This is a genomic window from Mycobacterium hainanense (genome assembly GCF_041890355.1).
In the GTDB taxonomy this organism is placed as follows: domain Bacteria; phylum Actinomycetota; class Actinomycetes; order Mycobacteriales; family Mycobacteriaceae; genus Mycobacterium; species Mycobacterium hainanense.
In genome coordinates, this window is the sequence record NZ_CP169059.1 from 206,544 (window position 1) to 224,102 (window position 17,559).

Annotated in this window: 10 protein-coding genes; 8 read left to right on the forward strand and 2 right to left on the reverse strand. The window is 68.2% G+C overall.

The genetic code is table 11. The features are described 5' to 3' along the window. Positions 1-13 precede the first annotated feature (13 nt). Genes ACEL92_RS00990 through eccA form a run of 5 tightly spaced genes read left to right on the forward strand, consistent with a single transcriptional unit; the run spans position 14 to position 7,633 of the window. Entirely contained in the window at positions 14-1,039 is a 1,026-nt protein-coding gene (locus ACEL92_RS00990; protein WP_374023823.1) for a MinD/ParA family protein, read from the forward strand. After that, positions 1,036-2,565: a type VII secretion integral membrane protein EccD gene (eccD, locus tag ACEL92_RS00995; RefSeq protein WP_374023824.1), complete on the forward strand. Its 1,530-nt coding sequence runs from the start codon at positions 1,036-1,038 to the stop codon at positions 2,563-2,565. The genes ACEL92_RS00990 and eccD overlap by 4 nt, the downstream gene beginning before the upstream one ends. Next, positions 2,550-4,211: a type VII secretion-associated serine protease mycosin gene (gene mycP / locus ACEL92_RS01000; protein WP_374023825.1), complete on the forward strand. Its 1,662-nt coding sequence runs from the start codon at positions 2,550-2,552 to the stop codon at positions 4,209-4,211. Before eccD ends, mycP begins: the two co-directional genes overlap by 16 nt. Then, complete coding sequence (eccE, locus tag ACEL92_RS01005) at positions 4,208-5,767, forward strand: type VII secretion protein EccE (RefSeq protein WP_374023826.1); 1,560 nt, start codon at positions 4,208-4,210, stop codon at positions 5,765-5,767. The genes mycP and eccE overlap by 4 nt, the downstream gene beginning before the upstream one ends. A gap of 27 nt (positions 5,768-5,794) precedes the next feature. Further along, complete coding sequence (gene eccA, locus ACEL92_RS01010) at positions 5,795-7,633, forward strand: type VII secretion AAA-ATPase EccA (RefSeq protein ID WP_374023827.1); 1,839 nt, start codon at positions 5,795-5,797, stop codon at positions 7,631-7,633. Positions 7,634-7,729: 96 nt separating this feature from the next. On the opposite strand, the gene ACEL92_RS01015 is transcribed toward eccA, so the two are convergent. Then, positions 7,730-8,572, reverse strand: a complete 843-nt coding sequence (locus tag ACEL92_RS01015) for an NAD(P)H-binding protein (RefSeq protein WP_374023828.1) — start codon at positions 8,570-8,572, stop codon at positions 7,730-7,732. Positions 8,573-8,682: 110 nt separating this feature from the next. Here ACEL92_RS01015 and sigI point away from each other — a divergent pair, with 110 nt between their 5' ends. Continuing rightward, positions 8,683-9,561, forward strand: a complete 879-nt coding sequence (gene sigI / locus ACEL92_RS01020) for an RNA polymerase sigma factor SigI (RefSeq protein ID WP_374023829.1) — start codon at positions 8,683-8,685, stop codon at positions 9,559-9,561. A gap of 17 nt (positions 9,562-9,578) precedes the next feature. Here the strand turns inward: sigI and ACEL92_RS01025 are convergent, their stop codons facing one another. After that, positions 9,579-10,796, reverse strand: a complete 1,218-nt coding sequence (locus ACEL92_RS01025; protein WP_374023830.1) for a MinD/ParA family protein — start codon at positions 10,794-10,796, stop codon at positions 9,579-9,581. A gap of 637 nt (positions 10,797-11,433) precedes the next feature. On the opposite strand from ACEL92_RS01025, the gene gltB reads away from it, so the two are divergent. Together gltB and ACEL92_RS01035 are read left to right on the forward strand one after the other, a co-directional pair. Further along, on the forward strand, positions 11,434-16,017 hold the full coding sequence (gene gltB, locus ACEL92_RS01030; RefSeq protein ID WP_374023831.1) for a glutamate synthase large subunit: 4,584 nt from the start codon (positions 11,434-11,436) through the stop codon (positions 16,015-16,017). Next, positions 16,010-17,476 (forward strand): glutamate synthase subunit beta, encoded by a 1,467-nt coding sequence (locus ACEL92_RS01035; protein WP_374023832.1) that lies wholly within the window; start codon positions 16,010-16,012, stop codon positions 17,474-17,476. Before gltB ends, ACEL92_RS01035 begins: the two co-directional genes overlap by 8 nt. Positions 17,477-17,559 lie beyond the last annotated feature (83 nt).

Here is a 17,559-nt window from a genome sequence, read left to right on the forward strand (position 1 = left end):
TTAGCATCGCGACGTGACGAGCCCTTGGAATGACCCGAATATGTCGGACGAAGGGGCGCTCAGACGGGGGGATCCGTCAGGGGGCCGCAACTTCCCGGATTCGGTATCCGACACCATGCGCATTACCGATCTTGCCGCGCCTCGAAAGATTCCTCCGGGCTCGGGTTGGCGGAAATTCATCTACGTCATCTCTTTTAAAAAAATCAATCCCGGGGAATCGCCCGCCGAGCGGCACTACCGGGACTTGCAGAACCGTATCCGGCGGCACATCCGCAGGCAGTACGTGATCACGGTGGTTTCCGGCAAGGGCGGGGTCGGGGTCTCAACGATGGTCGCCTGCATCGGTGGGGTGTTCCGGGAATGCCGCCCGCAGAACGTGATTGCGATTGACGCCGTCCCGGGTTTCGGCACGCTGGCCGACCGCATCGACGAGTCGCCGCCGGGCGACTACACCGCGATCATCAACGACACCGACGTGCAGGGCTACGCCGACATCCGGGAACACTTGGGGCAGAACCCAATAGGGCTCGACGTCCTCGCCGGAAACCGCACGTCTGACCAGCCCCGCCCGCTGGTGCCGGCGATGTTCTCCGGGGTGCTGTCGCGCCTGAGGCGAACCCACACCGTGATGATCGTGGACACCTCCCCCGATCTGGAGCACGAGGTGATGAAGCCGGTGCTGGAAAACACCGACACTCTCGTGTTCGTTTCCGGCATCACCGCGGACCGGTCGCGGCCCGTGCTGCGTGCCGTGGACTACCTGCGGTCGCAGGGCTACCACGAGTTGGTTTCGCGCAGCACCGTGATCATCAACCACACCGATCAGATCACCGACAAGGATGCGCTGGCTTACCTGACCGAGCGGTTCAGCAAAGTCGGCGCGACAGTCGAGGAGATGCCGTTCGATGCACACCTGGCCAAGGGCGGCCTCATTGACACGGTTCATGAATTGAAGAAAAAGACGCGGTTGCGTCTTTTTGAAATTACGGCCGGCTTGGCCGACAAATACATTCCGGATGCGGAGCGGACGACGCCGTGACATCAGCGCATAAGGTCGCCTTCCCGGCGCGCTGTGCGGTCAACATTTCCTACGAGAAGCATCTCTGCTCACAAGTGTTCCCGGCCGGAATTCCGGTGGAGGGATTCTTCGAGGGAATGGTCGAGCTGTTCGACGCCGACTTGAAGCGCAAAGGCTTTGAAGGCATTACGTTGCCGGCGGGCAGCTACGAACTGCACAAGATCAACGGTGTCCGCCTCGACATCAACAAGAGTCTGGACGAGTTGGGCGTGCAGGACGGCGACACGCTGGTGCTGGTCCCCCGCGTCGCCGGCGAGTCCTTCGAGCCGCAGTACGAGTCGCTGTCGACCGGTTTGGCGGCCATGGGCAAGTGGCTGGGCCGCGAGGGTGGTGACCGGATGTTCGCCCCGGTGACGCCGTTGACGGCCGCGCACACCGCCGTCGCGATCGTCGCCATGGCGGCCGCGGTGGTGGTGGCGCTGACGCTGCGCGCGCGGACGTTCACCGACAGCCCGATCCCGGCCGCGGTGGCCGGCGCCGTCGGTGTCTTGCTGGTGATCGCGACATCCATCGTCTGGTGGGGCTGGCGCGAGCGGCGCGACCTGTTCAGCGGGTTCGGCTGGCTGGCCGTGATGGTGCTGGCGGTCGCGGGCGCCTGCGCGCCGCCGGGCACCCTGGGCGCGGCGCACGGGTTGATCGGACTGGTGATCGTGATCCTGGGTGCCATCGCCATCGGCGTGACGACGCGGAAGCGGTGGCAGACCGCGGTGGTCGCCGCGGTGGTGACGGTGTGCGGGATCTTGGCTGCCGTTGCCGCCTTCCGGATGTTCCGCCCGGCCTCCGTGCAGGTGCTGGCCATCTGCGTGCTGGTCGGACTGCTGATCCTGGTCAGGATGGCCCCGATGATCGCATTGTGGGTGGCTCGGGTGCGGCCGCCGCACTTCGGATCGATCACCGGCCGCGACCTGTTCGCCCGGCGCGAGGGCATGCCCGTCGACACGGTCGCGCCGGTCAGCGAGGACGAATCCGAGGATGAGGACAACGAATTGACCGACATCACCGCGCGCGGCGCGGCCATCGCTGCCTCCGCGCGACTGGTCAACGCGGTGCAGGTGGGTGTCTGCGTCGGGGTGTCGATCGTCCTGCCCGCCGCGGTGTGGGGGGTGCTGACGCCGGGGCGACCGTGGGCGTGGTTGGCGCTGGTGGTCGCCGGCCTGGTGGTGGGCATCTTCATCACCCAGGGCAGGGGATTCGCCGCCAAGTATCAGGCCGTCGCGCTCGCCTGCGGCGCCGCCGCCGCCGTGTGCGCCGGTGTGGTCAAATACGCCATCGCGGATCCGAAAGACGTTGCCGGCGGGTTGCTTTGGCCCGCGGTGGCGGTGGCGGCCTTCGCCGCATGCGGCCTGGCCGCGGCGCTGTTGGTGCCGACGGTGCGGTTCAGGCCCCTGATCCGGTTGACCGTGGAATGGGTGGAAGTGTTCGCCTTCATCGTCTTGCTGCCAGCGGCGGCGGCCCTGGGAGGGCTGTTTACGTGGATTCGCCACTAAAGCGGGGGGCGGCGGTGACCGTGGCCGTCGCCCTGGTCGCGCTGTCCGCGAATGTTCCTGCCGCCCAAGCCATCACACCCCCGCAGGTCGATCCGGGCATGGTGCCGCCCGACGGTCCCCCTCGAAGCGACCAACCGATGCGGCGCGCCAACAGCTGCTCGACGCCCATCACCGTGCGTAACCCCGACGTGGCGCAGCTGGCGCCGGGCTTCAACCTGCTCAACGTCAGCAAGGCTTGGCAATACAGCACGGGCAACGGCGTACCGGTGGCCGTCATTGACACCGGTATTTCACCCAATCCCCGGCTGCCGGCCGTGCCCGGCGGCGACTACATCATGGGCGAGGACGGACTCTCGGACTGCGACGCGCACGGCACGGTCGTCGGCTCGATCATCGCCGCCGCGCCGCAAGGGATTCTGCCCATGCCGAGACCGATGCCGTCGACACCGGCGTTTCCTCCCCCGGCCGGGCCTCCGCCGGCCATCGGCGCACCGCCGCCACCGGTCGAGGTCCCGCCGCCGGTCGCGCCACCGCCACCGCCGCCGCCGGTGACGATCACCCAGGTGATTCCGCCGCCGCCCCCGCCGCCCCCGCCGCCACCCGAGGGTGGGGGCGCCACCGCCGCCTCCAACGGGCCGGCGGATCCGCAGACCGAGGACGAACCCGCGGTGCCCCCGCTTCCGCCGGGAGCGCCCGACGGGGTGGTGGGCGTGGCACCGCACGCGACGCTCATTTCAATTCGGCAGTCGTCCAGGGCCTTTGAGCCGGTCAACCCCGGGCCGGGGGACCCCAACTCCGACGAGAAGGTCAAGGCCGGCACGCTCAACACGGTGGCGCGCGCGGTGGTGCACGCGGCCAACATGGGTGCGAAGGTGATCAACATCTCGGTCACCGCTTGCCTGCCGGCGGCGGCGCCCGCCGACCAGCGGGCGTTGGGCGCGGCGTTGTGGTACGCCGCCACCGTCAAGGACGCCGTGGTGGTGGCCGCGGCGGGGAACGACGGGGAAGCCGGCTGCAACAACAACCCGATGTACGACCCGCTCGAACCGTCGGATCCCCGCGACTGGCATGAGGTCAAGATCGTCTCGTCGCCGTCGTGGTTCTCCGACTACGTCCTGTCGGTCGGTGCGGTCGATGCCACCGGAGCCGCGCTCGACAAGAGCATGTCGGGACCCTGGGTCGGCGTCGCCGGGCCGGGCACCCACATCATGGGTCTGTCGCCCCAGGGGGGCGGGCCGGTCAATGCCTACCCCCCGTCGAGGCCGGGTGAAAAGAACATGCCGTTCTGGGGCACCAGCTTCTCGGCCGCCTACGTCAGCGGCGTCGCGGCCCTGGTTCGGGCAAAATTCCCCGACCTGAGTGCGCATCAGGTGATCAACAGGATCGTCCAGTCGGCGCACAATCCGCCTGCCGGCGTGGACAACAAGGTCGGGTACGGGCTCGTCGACCCCGTCGCGGCACTGACGTTCAACATCCCGCCCGGTGACCGGATGCCCCCGGGCGCCCAGAGCCGGGTCATCAGGCCGGCCCCGCCGCCGCCACCGGCGGACCACCGGGCGCGCAACGTCGCCATCGGGTTCGTCGGCGCGGTGGCCGCCGGTGTGCTCGTCGCCGCGATCGCGGCCCGGTTGAGGCGGGCACGGTGAGTTCCGGGCTGACCGGGTTCGACCCGGGCAGCAATCGGCGGGTCCTCGGGGTATGGGTGGTGTTCCTGCTCGCCGTGGCGAGTTGGGCCGTCGGCGGATACGTCGGTGCGGCTGTCGCCGTGGTGATCGGCGTCGCCGTGGTGTTCGTCCGCTGGTGGGGCCAGCCCGCCTGGTCGTGGTTGGTGCTGTGGCGGCGCGGACGGCGTCCGATTCGCTGGGATGCGCCAATCACCGTGGCCAACAACCGATCCGGGGGCGGTGTCCGGGTGCAGGATGGTGTCGCGGTGGTGGCCGTGCAGCTCTTGGGCAGGGCGCACCAGGCCACCATGGTGACCGGCTCGGTGACGGTCGAGACCGACAACGTCATCGACGTGGTCGACTTGGTGCCGATGCTGCGGCAGGCGCTGGGCCTGCAGCTCGATTCGATCAGCGTCGTCTCGCTCGGTTCCCGGCACGGCAATATCGGGGACTATCCACGCGTGTACGACTCGGAGATCGGCACCCCGCCGTATGCGGGCCGGCGTGAAACCTGGCTGATCATGCGTTTGTCGATCATCGACAACACGCAAGCGCTCCGCTGGCGCACAACCGTTGGGGCCGCGGCCATTTCAGTGGCGCAGCGCATCGCCGGGCTGCTGCGCTGCCAGGGGTTGCGGGCGAAGGTGGCCACGGCCACCGACCTGGCCGAGCTCGACCGTCGGCTGGGATGTGACGCCATCGAGGGGGACTCGCAGCGGTGGAAGGCCATCCGCGGTGAGGCGGGCTGGATGACGACCTACGCCTATCCCGCCGAGGCGATCACGTCGCGCGTCCTGTCGCAGGCGTGGACGCTGCGCGCCGACGAGGTCATCCAGAACGTGACCGTGTACCCGGATGCGACCTGCACTGCGACCATCACCGTGCGCACACCCACGCCGGCCCCCACGCCGCCCAGCGTGATCTTGCGCCGGCTCAACGGCGAGCAGGCCGCCGCGGCGGCGGCCAACATGTGCGGCCCCCGGCCCCACCTGCGAGGGCTGCGCCCCAGCCCGCTGCCCGAACACCTGCTCACCGAGATCGGCCCCTCGGGCGTGCTGATCGGCAAGCTGAGCAACGGGGACCGGCTACTGATCCCGGTCACCGACGCCGGTGAGCTGTCGCGGATTTTCGTGGCCGCCGACGACCCGGTCGCCAAGCGGATCGTGATTCGCACGGCCGGCGCGGGCGAACGGGTTTGCGTGCACACCCGCGACATGAGCCGCTGGTCCACCGTGCGGATGCCGGAGATCAGCGTCGTCAGCACGCCACGGCCCGCGCCGCGCACCACCGTCAGCGTCATCGAGCACGTCGCTCCGATCTCGCCCACCCCACGGCCCGTGACCGTGATCACCGTCGCCCCGTCGGGCACGAGGCTCCCCGAGGCGCACCGGCACAACTTCGAGGTGATCATCGAGCAGGTGGGCCCCGCGACGGTGCGGGTCAGCGCGGCGGGCAAGGATTGGCTCGCCGAGATGGACATGTTCCGCGCCGAGAACCGCTACGTGAGCCTTGAGCCGGTCACCATGTCGGTCATGTAGAACGTCAAGGATTCGAAGGCACAAACGATGGGTGATTTGCACACTGCCCGTAGGCATTTCGACCGCGCGATGGCGGTCAAGAGCAGGCAGGGCCGCGCCGCGGCGTTGCCCGACTTCGTCGCGGCCACCGACGCCGACCCGTCGATGGCCGACGCGTGGCTGGGCCGCATCGCCTGCGGCGACAACGACCTGGCCTCGCTGAAGCAGCTGTACGCCACCAGCGAATGGCTGCACCGCGAGACCACCCGCATCGGGCAGACGCTCGCCGCGGAGATTCAGCTGGGCCCCTACATCGGCATCACCGTGACCGACGCGTCCCAGGTGGGCCTGGCGTTGTCTTCGGCGCTGACGATCGCGGGGGAATACGCCGAGGCCGACAGGCTGCTGGCCAACCGGGACCTGCTGGATTCGTGGGCCAACTATCAGTGGCACCAGTTGGCCCGCGCCTTCCTGATGTACACGACGCAGCGCTGGCCCGACGTGTTGTCGGCCGCCGCCGAGGAGCTGCCGCCGCAGGCCATCGTCATGTCCGCGGTGACGGCGTCGATCTGCGCGCTGGCGGCCCACGCGGCCGCGCATCTCGGCCAGGGCCGGGTCGCGCTGGACTGGCTCGACCGAGTCGACGTGATCGGGCAGACAAACGCCTCGGGCCGGTTCGACGCGGATGTGCTGACCGCGTCCATCGGGCCGGCCGACATCCCGCTGCTGGTCGCCGACCTGGCTTACGTGCGCGGGATGGTGCACCGCCAGCTGCGGGAGGAGGACAAGGCGCAGGTCTGGCTGTCGAAGGCGACCATCAACGGCGTCCTGACCGACGCCGCCAAGGCGGCTCTGGCCGACTCCAACCTGCACCTGGTCGTCACCGACGAGGAAACCATCGCCAGCCGCACCGACCGCTGGGACGCGTCGACGGCCAAGAGCCGCGACGAGCTGCACGACGATGCCACCGCCGAGCGGCGCGCGGAGCTGCTGGCCGAGGGCCGCGCGCTGCTGGCCAAACAGGTCGGGCTGGCAGCCGTCAAGCAGGCCGTGTCCGCGCTCGAAGATCAGCTCGAAGTGCGCATGATGCGCCTCGAGCACGGGCTGCCGGTGGAGGGGCAGACCAACCACATGCTGCTGGTCGGGCCGCCCGGCACCGGTAAAACGACCACCGCCGAGGCCCTGGGCAAGATCTACGCCGGCATGGGAATCGTGCGCCACCCCGAGATCCGGGAGGTGCGTCGCTCCGACTTCTGCGGACACTTCATCGGCGAGTCGGGACCTAAGACGAACGAGCTGATCGAAAAGTCCCTTGGTCGAATCATTTTCATGGACGAGTTCTATTCGCTGATCGAACGCCACCAGGACGGCACACCGGACATGATCGGCATGGAGGCCGTCAACCAGCTCCTGGTCGCGCTGGAGGCGCACCGCTTCGACTTCTGTTTCATCGGCGCGGGTTACGAGGACCAGGTGGACGAATTCCTCACGGTCAACCCGGGTTTGGCCGGCCGGTTCAATCGCAAGCTGCGGTTCGAGTCCTATTCCCCGGCCGAGATCGTCGAGATCGGGCAGCGCTACGCCGCACCCCGCGCCAGCAAGCTCGACGACGCGGCGCGCGCGACCTTTCTCGACGCGGCTACCACCATCCGCAATTACACGACCCCCGGCGGGCGGCACGGCATCGACGCCATGCAGAACGGCCGGTTCGCCCGCAACGTGATCGAACGCGCGGAAGGCTTCCGCGACACCCGCGTGGTCGCGCAGAAGCGCGCGGGCCAGCCGGTGACGGTCGAGGATCTGCAGATCATCACCGCCCCCGACATCGAGGCCGCGGTGCGCAGCGTGTGTTCGGACAACCGTGACATGGCGGCCATCGTCTGGTGATCGGCTGGCCGTTACGTCGGATCGAACCGGGCCACCATCACCTTGTTCATGGGCTTGAGGAAGCGCGGTGGGCGCGGTTGGGACATGTCAGGTTCCTTAACCGGTGGCGGTGAAGACGTCGCGATGCTCGGCGACCCACTGGGCGAACGGGGCTGCCGGGCGTCCGAGGATCTTCTCGACGTCGTGCGTGACCAGCGCCGGCGCGTCGAGCGTCCCGGCGAGCATGGTGATATAGGCGTCGGCGAAGGCTGCCGGAAAGCCCAAGGCGATGAACCGTTGGCGGACAGCGTCGTTCGGTATTTCGCAGTAGTTCAAGGGTCGATCCAGGACGGCGCCGATCACCTCGACCAGTTCCGAATTGGTGAAGGCCTGCGGACCGGTCAGCGGGATCCGCTGTCCCACCAACTCGTCGGTGAGCAGCGCCCGCGCCGCCACCGCGGCGATGTCGCTCTCGACAATGGGTGCCACCGAAGCCGAGGCGTACGGACCATAGACGACGTCGCCGGCGCGGATCTGCGATGCCCACATGCCGGCGAAATTGGTCGCGAAAACGGTGGGCCGCAGGCTCACCCAGGCCAGGCCGGAGTCAACAGCGAGCTGCTCCACCTCTTTATTGCGGTCCCCGCGGAAGCGGGACGGTTGCAGGGCCAAGTCGTCATCGGCGTTGATGGCCGAAAGCGCGACCAGCTTGGTGACACCGGCGCGCACGCATCGTGTCACCACCCTCTCCAGGTCCGCACCCAGCGCCCGGGAGTTGAGGAACACCGCCGAAGCACCGGGCAGCGCGTCGGCCGCCGAGTCCATAAGTTCCACACCGGCGGGAAGCCCGGCTTTGTCCGGGGCGCGGGTGATCGCCCGGACCGGGGCTCCCGCGGCGAGAAGCGCGCTGACAAGGGGTCGCCCGACGTTGCCGGTCGCGCCGGTTATCACGATGGTCATGGGAAGGTTCCTCTCTGAATTTTTTGCAGTACTCCAACGACGGGGCGAGAGGTGGGAAAGTTACAGCGGAGATTCCGTAACTTTTTGCCGCAGCAGATCGTCGAAGACACATGAACCAGTCGCAATCAGCGAGCGACCACGTCGCCGAGGCCTGGCGTCGTCACCGCCCCTATCTGGTCAACCTCGCCTACCAGATGCTCGGCGACATCGGGGAGGCGGAAGATGTTGCGCAGGAGGCCTTTCTGCGCTTGTCAAGGGCCGAGATAGGTGAGATCGAGGACGTCCGGGGATGGCTGACGGTGGTGGCCAGCCGGCTTTGCCTCGACCAGGTGCGCTCGGCCCGGGCTCGCTACGAACGCCCAGGTGAAGTCGGAGAGCGGCAGGCACCGCACCGCTCCGACCCAGCCGACCGGGTAACCCTTGACGACGAGATCCGCGCCGCGCTGCTCGAGGTGTTGCGCAGACTCAGTCCGGGGGAGCGGGTCGCCTTCGTCCTACATGACGTATTCGGCGTCCCGTTCGACTCCATCTCCGAAACGGTGGGCCGACCGGTCGGTACGTGTCGGCAGCTGGCCCGGCGCGCGCGGGCGAAATTCGTTGCTGCTCAACCTAAAACAACCGTGGTGGCCTCAACCGAGCATCAGCTCGTCACCGAAAGATTCATCACCGCATGCGCCAACGGTGACCTTGCCGGGCTGGCCGCGGTGCTGGACCCGACCGTGTGGGGCGTCGGCACCATTCTCGCCGACCCGCCGCCGCCCCCGCAGATCAACCACGGGCCGGATGCGGTGGCCACCAACCTGCTGCGGTACTTGTGGCCGGACGTGACGCTGGTCAGCGGGCCCGTCGGGCAACCGGTGCTGCTGGCATTCAGCCACCGCCGACTGTTTGCCGTCATCGTGCTGACGATTCGCGGGTCGAGGGTGGCGAAGCTCGAGGCGATCGCCGACCCGTTCGCGCGGATGGGCGATGTCGCCGAGCAGGCCTAGCTGCCTGGGCAGTACACCTAGCCCGGCCGCTGGCGCTCGGAGCGGGCCGCGAAGTAGCCGGCGATTGTCGCGGTGACCTCGAGGAACTTTCGCCTGGTGGCGGCCGACATTTCGCGGCTCACATCGATGACGCCGCCGGGCCGAAGGTGCGGGTCGAAGGGGACCTCGATCACCGGACGGCCGTGGTCGGTGAACTCCCGGGCCAGCTGCGCCCGCGTGCGTTTGTCGGCGTGCCCGTCGGAATCGTTGAGCACCACGACGCTGCTCTGCAGCAGAGTGTCGAAGCCGTGGTCCGCCAGCCACTCCAGGGTTCTGGCGGCGGCGGACGCACCGTCGGCCCACGGCGACGAGACCACGATCAGCGCGTCCAGATCGCGCAGCACCTCCTGAGTGACCGGCGCGTCCATCGTCGAACCGCAGTCGATGACCGAGATCGCGAAGTGGCGGTCCAGGCGCAGCGCGGCCTCCCGGTAGATCGCGGCGTCGAGCACCCGGCGGGGACCGGACGCCGGCTCACCGGCGAGGACATACAGGCCGGCGGAGTTACGTCCCACGCGGGCAACCACATCGCCGAAGGACTGCAGGTTCTTGTCGGCGGTCAGCTCCCAGAACGAGCCGGTGGCGGCCGGGTCGATTCGGTTGCTGAGCCGGCCGAACGCCGTGTCGGCGTCGATCGCCACCGTGTGATCCTGCCGCCGCAGGTCGGCAAACAGCGATCCGACGCTGGCGGCCACCGACGTCTTTCCCACTCCACCCTTCCCGAGGACGCCGACCTTGTAGTTGCCGTGCAGACGGGTACGGATGATCGCCTCGAACTGTGCGTCCTGCTGTTGGGCCGGTGACGGGCCCAGCGTGACCAGGCCGAAAGTCATCCGCCGGAGAACGCGCCGCCAACCGCGGTCGGGCACCGCCTCGACGCCCGCCGGGGCCGGTGAGGGGCCAACCGGTGCGACGGGGGCTACGGGGGCGAGCGAGGCGGCCTGTGGGGGCGGCATCGCGGGCGGTCGGGCCGCAGCGCCGGCGGCCCCGGGTTGCTGGGGCGGCGGGGCTGGGCGCGGCGGAGGCGCAGACGGTCGGGGCGGCGCCGCCGCCAGCGGTGGCCAGGGCGCGGGGCGCTGGCCGACCGGAAACGGGGGCGGCGGCACGGACCTGGGCGGGAAACCGGGCGGGCGTGCCGCCGGGGCGCCGGTCGGCGGTTGCAGGCGGTCCCGCAGGAATTCGTCGCGCTCGTTCATGGGCTCCTCGGGTGCCAGGCGATCGAGTGGCGCTCATGTGGTTGTCCGGCGCCAGTGATAAGCGCCACGGCCCACCACCGACGCCGGGAACTCCGACCGCTACCGGTCCAGTATCTCCTGCATGGCGCGCTTTGCCACCGCGCAAACTTAGCAGGGCTTACTGCACAGCGCCCGCGGCGGGTTCGGCCGCCCGCTGAGCACGGTCATGCGGGCCAGCTGCAACGCGCCGCACACACTCACGGCTTATGACAGCAAACTTCGATGCTGGGCCGGTCCGCCGCACCGGACCGCCCGGATCCCGACGGCTGTGACGGAAATTGCAGACCCGAGACAGCATGTCGGCGCGGTTGCGGCGGCTCCCTCGCCGACAAATTTACGGGGCTGCCAGCTGGCGGTTAGACTTGACGAAGTTGGCATGTCAGGCGGGTATTGTCATATCGTTTTACGACTTGTCGAGACCGGTTTCCAGGCCACCGTTCAGCGCTGCACGGACGCATCCCTAACAGGATCATCTCCGCCTGGGGGACAGCCTATCGAGACAAGGCCGAGGGGTCACAGCCCGCAACCCTCGGGTGCGATCTCATCGGAGCAGCCGGCATCGGCCGCTCGAAACGTTTAGGTGAAGGGTCAGGTGCATATGACGCCCAAGCGCGCCGGGTTGTACAACCCCGCGTTCGAGCACGATTCGTGCGGGGTAGCCATGGTCGTCGATATGCACGGCCGTCGTAGCCGCGACATCGTGGACAAGGCCATCACCGCGCTGCTCAACCTCGAACACCGCGGTGCCCAGGGCGCCGAGCCGCGCAGCGGCGACGGGGCCGGCATTCTGATGCAGGTTCCGGATGCGTTCTTGCGTGAGGTGGTGGACTTCGAACTGCCCGAACCGGGCAGCTACGCCACCGGCATCGCCTTCCTGCCGCAGTCGTCCAAGGACGCCGCGGCCGCCTCCGACGCGGTCGAGAAGATCGCCGAGGCCGAGGGCCTGACGGTGCTCGGCTGGCGCAACGTGCCCATCGACGACTCCTCGCTGGGCGCGCTGTCCCGCGACGCGATGCCCACCTTCCGGCAGGTGTTCCTGGCCGGCGCTTCGGGCATGACGCTCGAGCGTCGCTGCTATCTGGTCCGCAAGCGCGCCGAGCACGAACTCGGCACCAAGGGGCCCGGTCAGGACGGCCCCGGTCGCGAAACCGTCTATTTCCCAAGCCTTTCCGGTCAGACGATGGTCTACAAAGGCATGCTGACCACCCCGCAGCTCAAGGCGTTTTACCTTGACCTGCAAGACGACCGGGTGACCAGCGCGCTGGGCATCGTGCACTCGCGGTTCTCCACCAACACCTTCCCGTCGTGGCCGCTGGCCCATCCGTTCCGTCGGGTCGCCCACAACGGCGAGATCAACACCGTGACCGGTAACGAGAACTGGATGCGGGCCCGTGAGGCGTTGATCAAGACCGAGGTCTTCGGCACGGAAGCCGATCTCGAGAAGCTGTTCCCGATCTGTACCCCGGGCGCCTCCGACACCGCACGCTTCGACGAGGTGCTCGAACTGTTGCACCTGGGCGGCCGCAGCCTGGCCCACGCGGTGCTGATGATGATCCCCGAGGCCTGGGAGCGCAACGAGTCGATGGACCCGGCGCGTCGGGCCTTCTACCAGTACCACGCCTCGTTGATGGAACCCTGGGACGGTCCCGCGTCGATCACCTTCACCGACGGCACCATTGTGGGCGCCGTGCTCGACCGAAATGGCCTGCGCCCCTCGCGGATCTGGGTCACGGAGGACGGCTTGGTGGTGATGGCCTCCGAGGCCGGTGTCCTGGACCTGGACCCCGCCAAGGTGGTCCGCCGGATGCGACTGCAGCCGGGCCGGATGTTCCTGGTGGACACCACCCAGGGGCGCATCGTTTCCGACGAGGAGATCAAGGCCGAGCTCGCTGCCCAGCACCCGTACCAGGAATGGCTCGACCGCAACCTGGTCCCCCTCGAAAAGCTGCCGCAGGGCGACTATGCGCGGATGGCTCATGATCGACTTGTCAAGCGCCAGTTGACATTTGGTTACACCTACGAGGAGCTCAACCTCCTGGTGTCGCCGATGGTGCGCACCGGCGCCGAGCCGATCGGCTCGATGGGTACCGACACCCCTGTTGCGGTGCTCTCGCAGCGGCCGCGGATGCTTTACGACTACTTCCAGCAGCTCTTCGCCCAGGTGACCAACCCGCCGCTGGACGCCATCCGTGAGGAGGTGGTGACCAGCCTGCAGGCCGTCACCGGCGGCGAGCGCGACCTGCTGACGCCGACCGAGCACTCCTGTCACCAGATCGCCTTGCAGCAGCCGATTCTGCGCAACCACGAGCTGGCCAAGCTGGTCAACCTCAACCCCGACGACGAGGTCAACGGGCGTCCGCATGGCATGCGGTCCAAGGTGATTCGCTGCCTATACCCGGTCGCCGAGGGCGGCGCGGGGCTGGCCGCGGCGCTCGACGACGTGCGGGCACAGGCGTCGGCCGCGATCGAGGACGGCGCTCGGGTGATCATCCTGTCCGACCGGGACTCCGACGAGCAGATGGCACCCATCCCGTCCCTGCTGGCCGTGGCCGGTGTGCACCACCACCTGGTGCGCGACCGGACGCGCACCCAGGCGGGCCTGGTCGTCGAGTCCGGTGACGCCCGCGAGGTGCACCACATGGCGATGCTGATCGGCTGCGGCGCGGCGGCGATCAACCCCTACCTGGCATTCGAGTCGATCGAGGACATGCTCGATCGTGGCGACTTCGACGGGCTCGACCGCGACAAGGCGCTGAACAACTACGTCAAGGCCGCCGGCAAGGGTGTGCTCAAAGTGATGTCCAAGATGGGCATTTCGACGCTGGCCTCCTACACCGGGGCGCAGCTGTTCCAGGCGGTGGGGATCTCCGAGGACGTGCTCGACGAGTACTTCACCGGGCTGAGCTGTCCGATCGGCGGGATCACGCTGGAGGACATCGCCGCCGACGTCGCCGCCCGTCACCGGCTGGCCTACCTGGACCGCCGCGATGAGCGGGCGCACCGGGAGCTCGAAGTGGGTGGGGAGTACCAGTGGCGCCGGGAGGGTGAGTACCACCTGTTCAACCCGGAGACTGTGTTCAAGCTGCAGCACTCGACCCGCACCGGCCAGTACAAGATCTTCAAGGACTACACCCGGCTGGTCGACGACCAAAGCGAGCGGATGGCCTCGCTGCGCGGCCTGCTCAAGTTCCGCGGCGGTGTGCGTCCCCCGGTCCCGCTGGAAGAGGTCGAACCGGCCAGCGAGATCGTCAAGCGCTTCTCCACCGGGGCGATGAGCTACGGATCGATCTCGGCCGAAGCGCACGAGACGCTCGCCATCGCGATGAACCGGCTGGGCGGGCGATCCAACAGCGGTGAGGGCGGCGAGGACGTCAAGCGTTTCGACCGTGACCCCAACGGGGATTGGCGCCGCAGCGCGATCAAGCAGGTGGCGTCCGCACGGTTCGGCGTGACCTCGCATTACCTGACGAACTGCACCGACATCCAGATCAAGATGGCGCAGGGCGCCAAACCCGGTGAGGGTGGCCAGCTTCCGGGTCACAAGGTCTACCCGTGGGTCGCCGAGGTTCGGCATTCCACACCCGGCGTCGGCCTGATCTCTCCGCCGCCGCACCACGACATCTACTCCATCGAGGATCTCGCGCAGCTGATCCACGACCTGAAGAACGCCAACCCGTCCGCGCGGGTGCACGTCAAGCTGGTCTCCGAGAACGGGGTGGGCACGGTCGCTGCCGGTGTTTCCAAGGCGCACGCCGACGTGGTGTTGATCTCTGGCCACGACGGCGGCACGGGCGCGACGCCGCTGACGTCGCAGAAGCACGCCGGCGCCCCCTGGGAGCTGGGTCTGGCCGAGACGCAACAGACCCTGCTGCTCAACGGGTTACGTGACCGGATCGTCGTACAGGTGGACGGCCAGCTCAAGACGGGGCGCGACGTGATGATCGCCGCGCTGCTGGGCGCCGAGGAATTCGGCTTCGCCACCGCGCCGCTGGTGGTGGCGGGCTGCATCATGATGCGGGTCTGTCACTTGGACACCTGCCCGGTCGGCGTGGCCACGCAGAACCCGCTGCTTCGGGAGCGCTTCACCGGTAAGCCGGAGTTCGTCGAGAACTTCTTCATGTTCATCGCCGAAGAGGTTCGGGAGTACATGGCGCAGTTGGGTTTCCGCACCCTCAACGAGGCCGTCGGCCAGGTGGGTGCGCTGGACACCACGCTGGCGCGCGCACACTGGAAGGCGCACAAGCTCGATCTGAACCCGGTGCTGCACGAGCCCGAGTCGGCGTTTATGAACCAGGACCTGTACTGCAGCTCGCGGCAGGACCACGGTCTGGACAAGGCGCTGGATCAGCAGTTGATCGTGATGAGCCGGGAGGCGCTCGATTCCGGTAAGCCGGTGCGCTTCTCCACGACGATCAGCAACGTCAACCGCACGGTGGGCACCATGCTCGGCCACGAGGTGACGAAAGCCTATGGCGGCCAAGGCCTTCCGGATGGAACCATCGACATCACCTTCGATGGCTCCGCCGGCAACAGTTTTGGGGCCTTCGTGCCGAAGGGAATCACCCTGCGTGTCTACGGCGATGCCAACGACTACGTCGGCAAGGGCCTGTCCGGCGGCCGAATCGTCGTGCGCCCCTCGGACAATGCCCCGCAGGACTATGTGGCCGAGGACAACATCATCGGGGGCAACGTGATCCTGTTCGGCGCGACCAGCGGGGAGGCGTTCCTGCGCGGCGTGGTCGGCGAGCGGTTCGCGGTCCGCAACTCCGGTGCCCACGCGGTGGTCGAGGGCGTGGGTGACCATGGATGCGAATACATGACGGGTGGTCGAGTAGTGATTTTGGGCCGCACGGGCCGCAACTTCGCCGCGGGAATGTCGGGCGGTGTGGCTTACGTTTACGACCCCGACGAGGAACTGCCGGACAATCTCAACATCGAGATGGTGGACATGGAGGCGCTGGACTCCGACGATGCCGAGTTCCTGCACGGCATTATCCAGGCGCACGTGGATGCCACCGATTCCGCGGTGGGCCAGCGCATACTGGCCGACTGGCGCGGCCAACAGCGCCACTTCGTCAAGGTGATGCCGCGCGACTACAAGAAGGTGCTGCAGGCGATCGCCGAAGCCGAGCGCGACGGCACCGACGTGGACAAGGCGATCATGGCGGCCGCGCATGGCTGATCCGAGCGGCTTCCTGAAGTACACCCACCGGGAACTGCCGAAGCGTCGGCCTGTCCCGCTGCGGTTGAAGGACTGGCACGAGGTCTACGAAGACTTCGACGAAGGCACCTTGCGCGAGCAGGCGACCCGATGCATGGATTGCGGTATTCCGTTCTGCCACAACGGCTGTCCATTGGGCAACCTGATCCCGGAATGGAACGACCTGGTGCGCAGGGGCCGCTGGCGCGACGCGATCGAGCGGCTGCATGCCACCAACAACTTCCCGGACTTCACCGGCCGGCTGTGCCCGGCGCCGTGTGAACCGGCGTGTGTGCTCGGCATCAACCAGGATCCGGTGACGATCAAGCAGATCGAGCTGGAGATCATCGACCGCGCCTTCGAGGAAGGCTTCGTGGTTCCGCTGCCCCCGGACAAGCTGACCGGGAAGAAGGTCGCGGTGGTGGGCTCGGGCCCGGCCGGTCTGGCCGCGGCGCAACAACTGACCCGCGCCGGCCACACGGTCACCGTCTTCGAGCGGGCTGACCGCATCGGCGGCCTGCTGCGTTACGGCATCCCGGAGTTCAAGATGGAGAAGCGGGTCCTCGACCGGCGTCTGGACCAGATGCGCGCGGAAGGCACCGAGTTCCGCGCCGGCGTCAACGTCGGGGTCGACATCACCGCCGAACAGCTGCGCGCCGACTTCGATGCGGTGGTGCTGGCCGGTGGCGCGACCGCCGGGCGGGATCTGCCCATCCCCGGTCGGGACCTGGACGGGATCCACCAGGCGATGGAGTACCTGCCGTGGGGCAACCGGGTGCAGGAGGGCGACGACGTCCTCGGCCCCGACGGGGAGCCCCCGATCACCGCCAAGGGCAAGAAGGTCGTCATCATCGGCGGCGGCGACACCGGCGCGGACTGCCTGGGTACCGCCCACCGCCAGGGCGCAACCGTCGTGCACCAATTCGAGATCATGCCGCGCCCGCCGGAGTCTCGGGCCGAATCGACCCCGTGGCCGACCTACCCGCTGATGTACCGGGTGTCGTCGGCGCACGAAGAGGGCGGCGAGCGGGTGTTCTCGGTGAACACCGAGCAGTTCGTCGGCGAGGACGGCCGCGTAACAGCGCTCAAGGCGCACGAGGTCACCATGCAGGACGGCAAGTTCGTCAAGGTGGAGGGCTCGGACTTCGAGCTGGAGGCCGATCTGGTGCTGCTGGCGATGGGCTTCGTCGGCCCGGAACGGGAGGGTCTGCTCACCGACCTCGAGGTCAAGCTCACCGACCGCGGCAACGTCGCGCGGGGCGCCGACTTCGACACGTCGGTGCCGGGCGTATTCGTCGCGGGGGACATGGGCCGCGGCCAGTCGCTGATCGTCTGGGCGATAGCTGAGGGCCGGGCCGCGGCCGCGGCCGTGGACCGCTACCTGATGGGCGCCACCGCGCTGCCGGCGCCGGTCAAGCCCACCGCCGTCCCGCTCCAATAGTCACAGAAGTCACACCAGAAACACCCGCACCAAAATCGGCGAGTCTGCCACCGTTTGCCAGACAGCGGGTGTCTAATGACCCG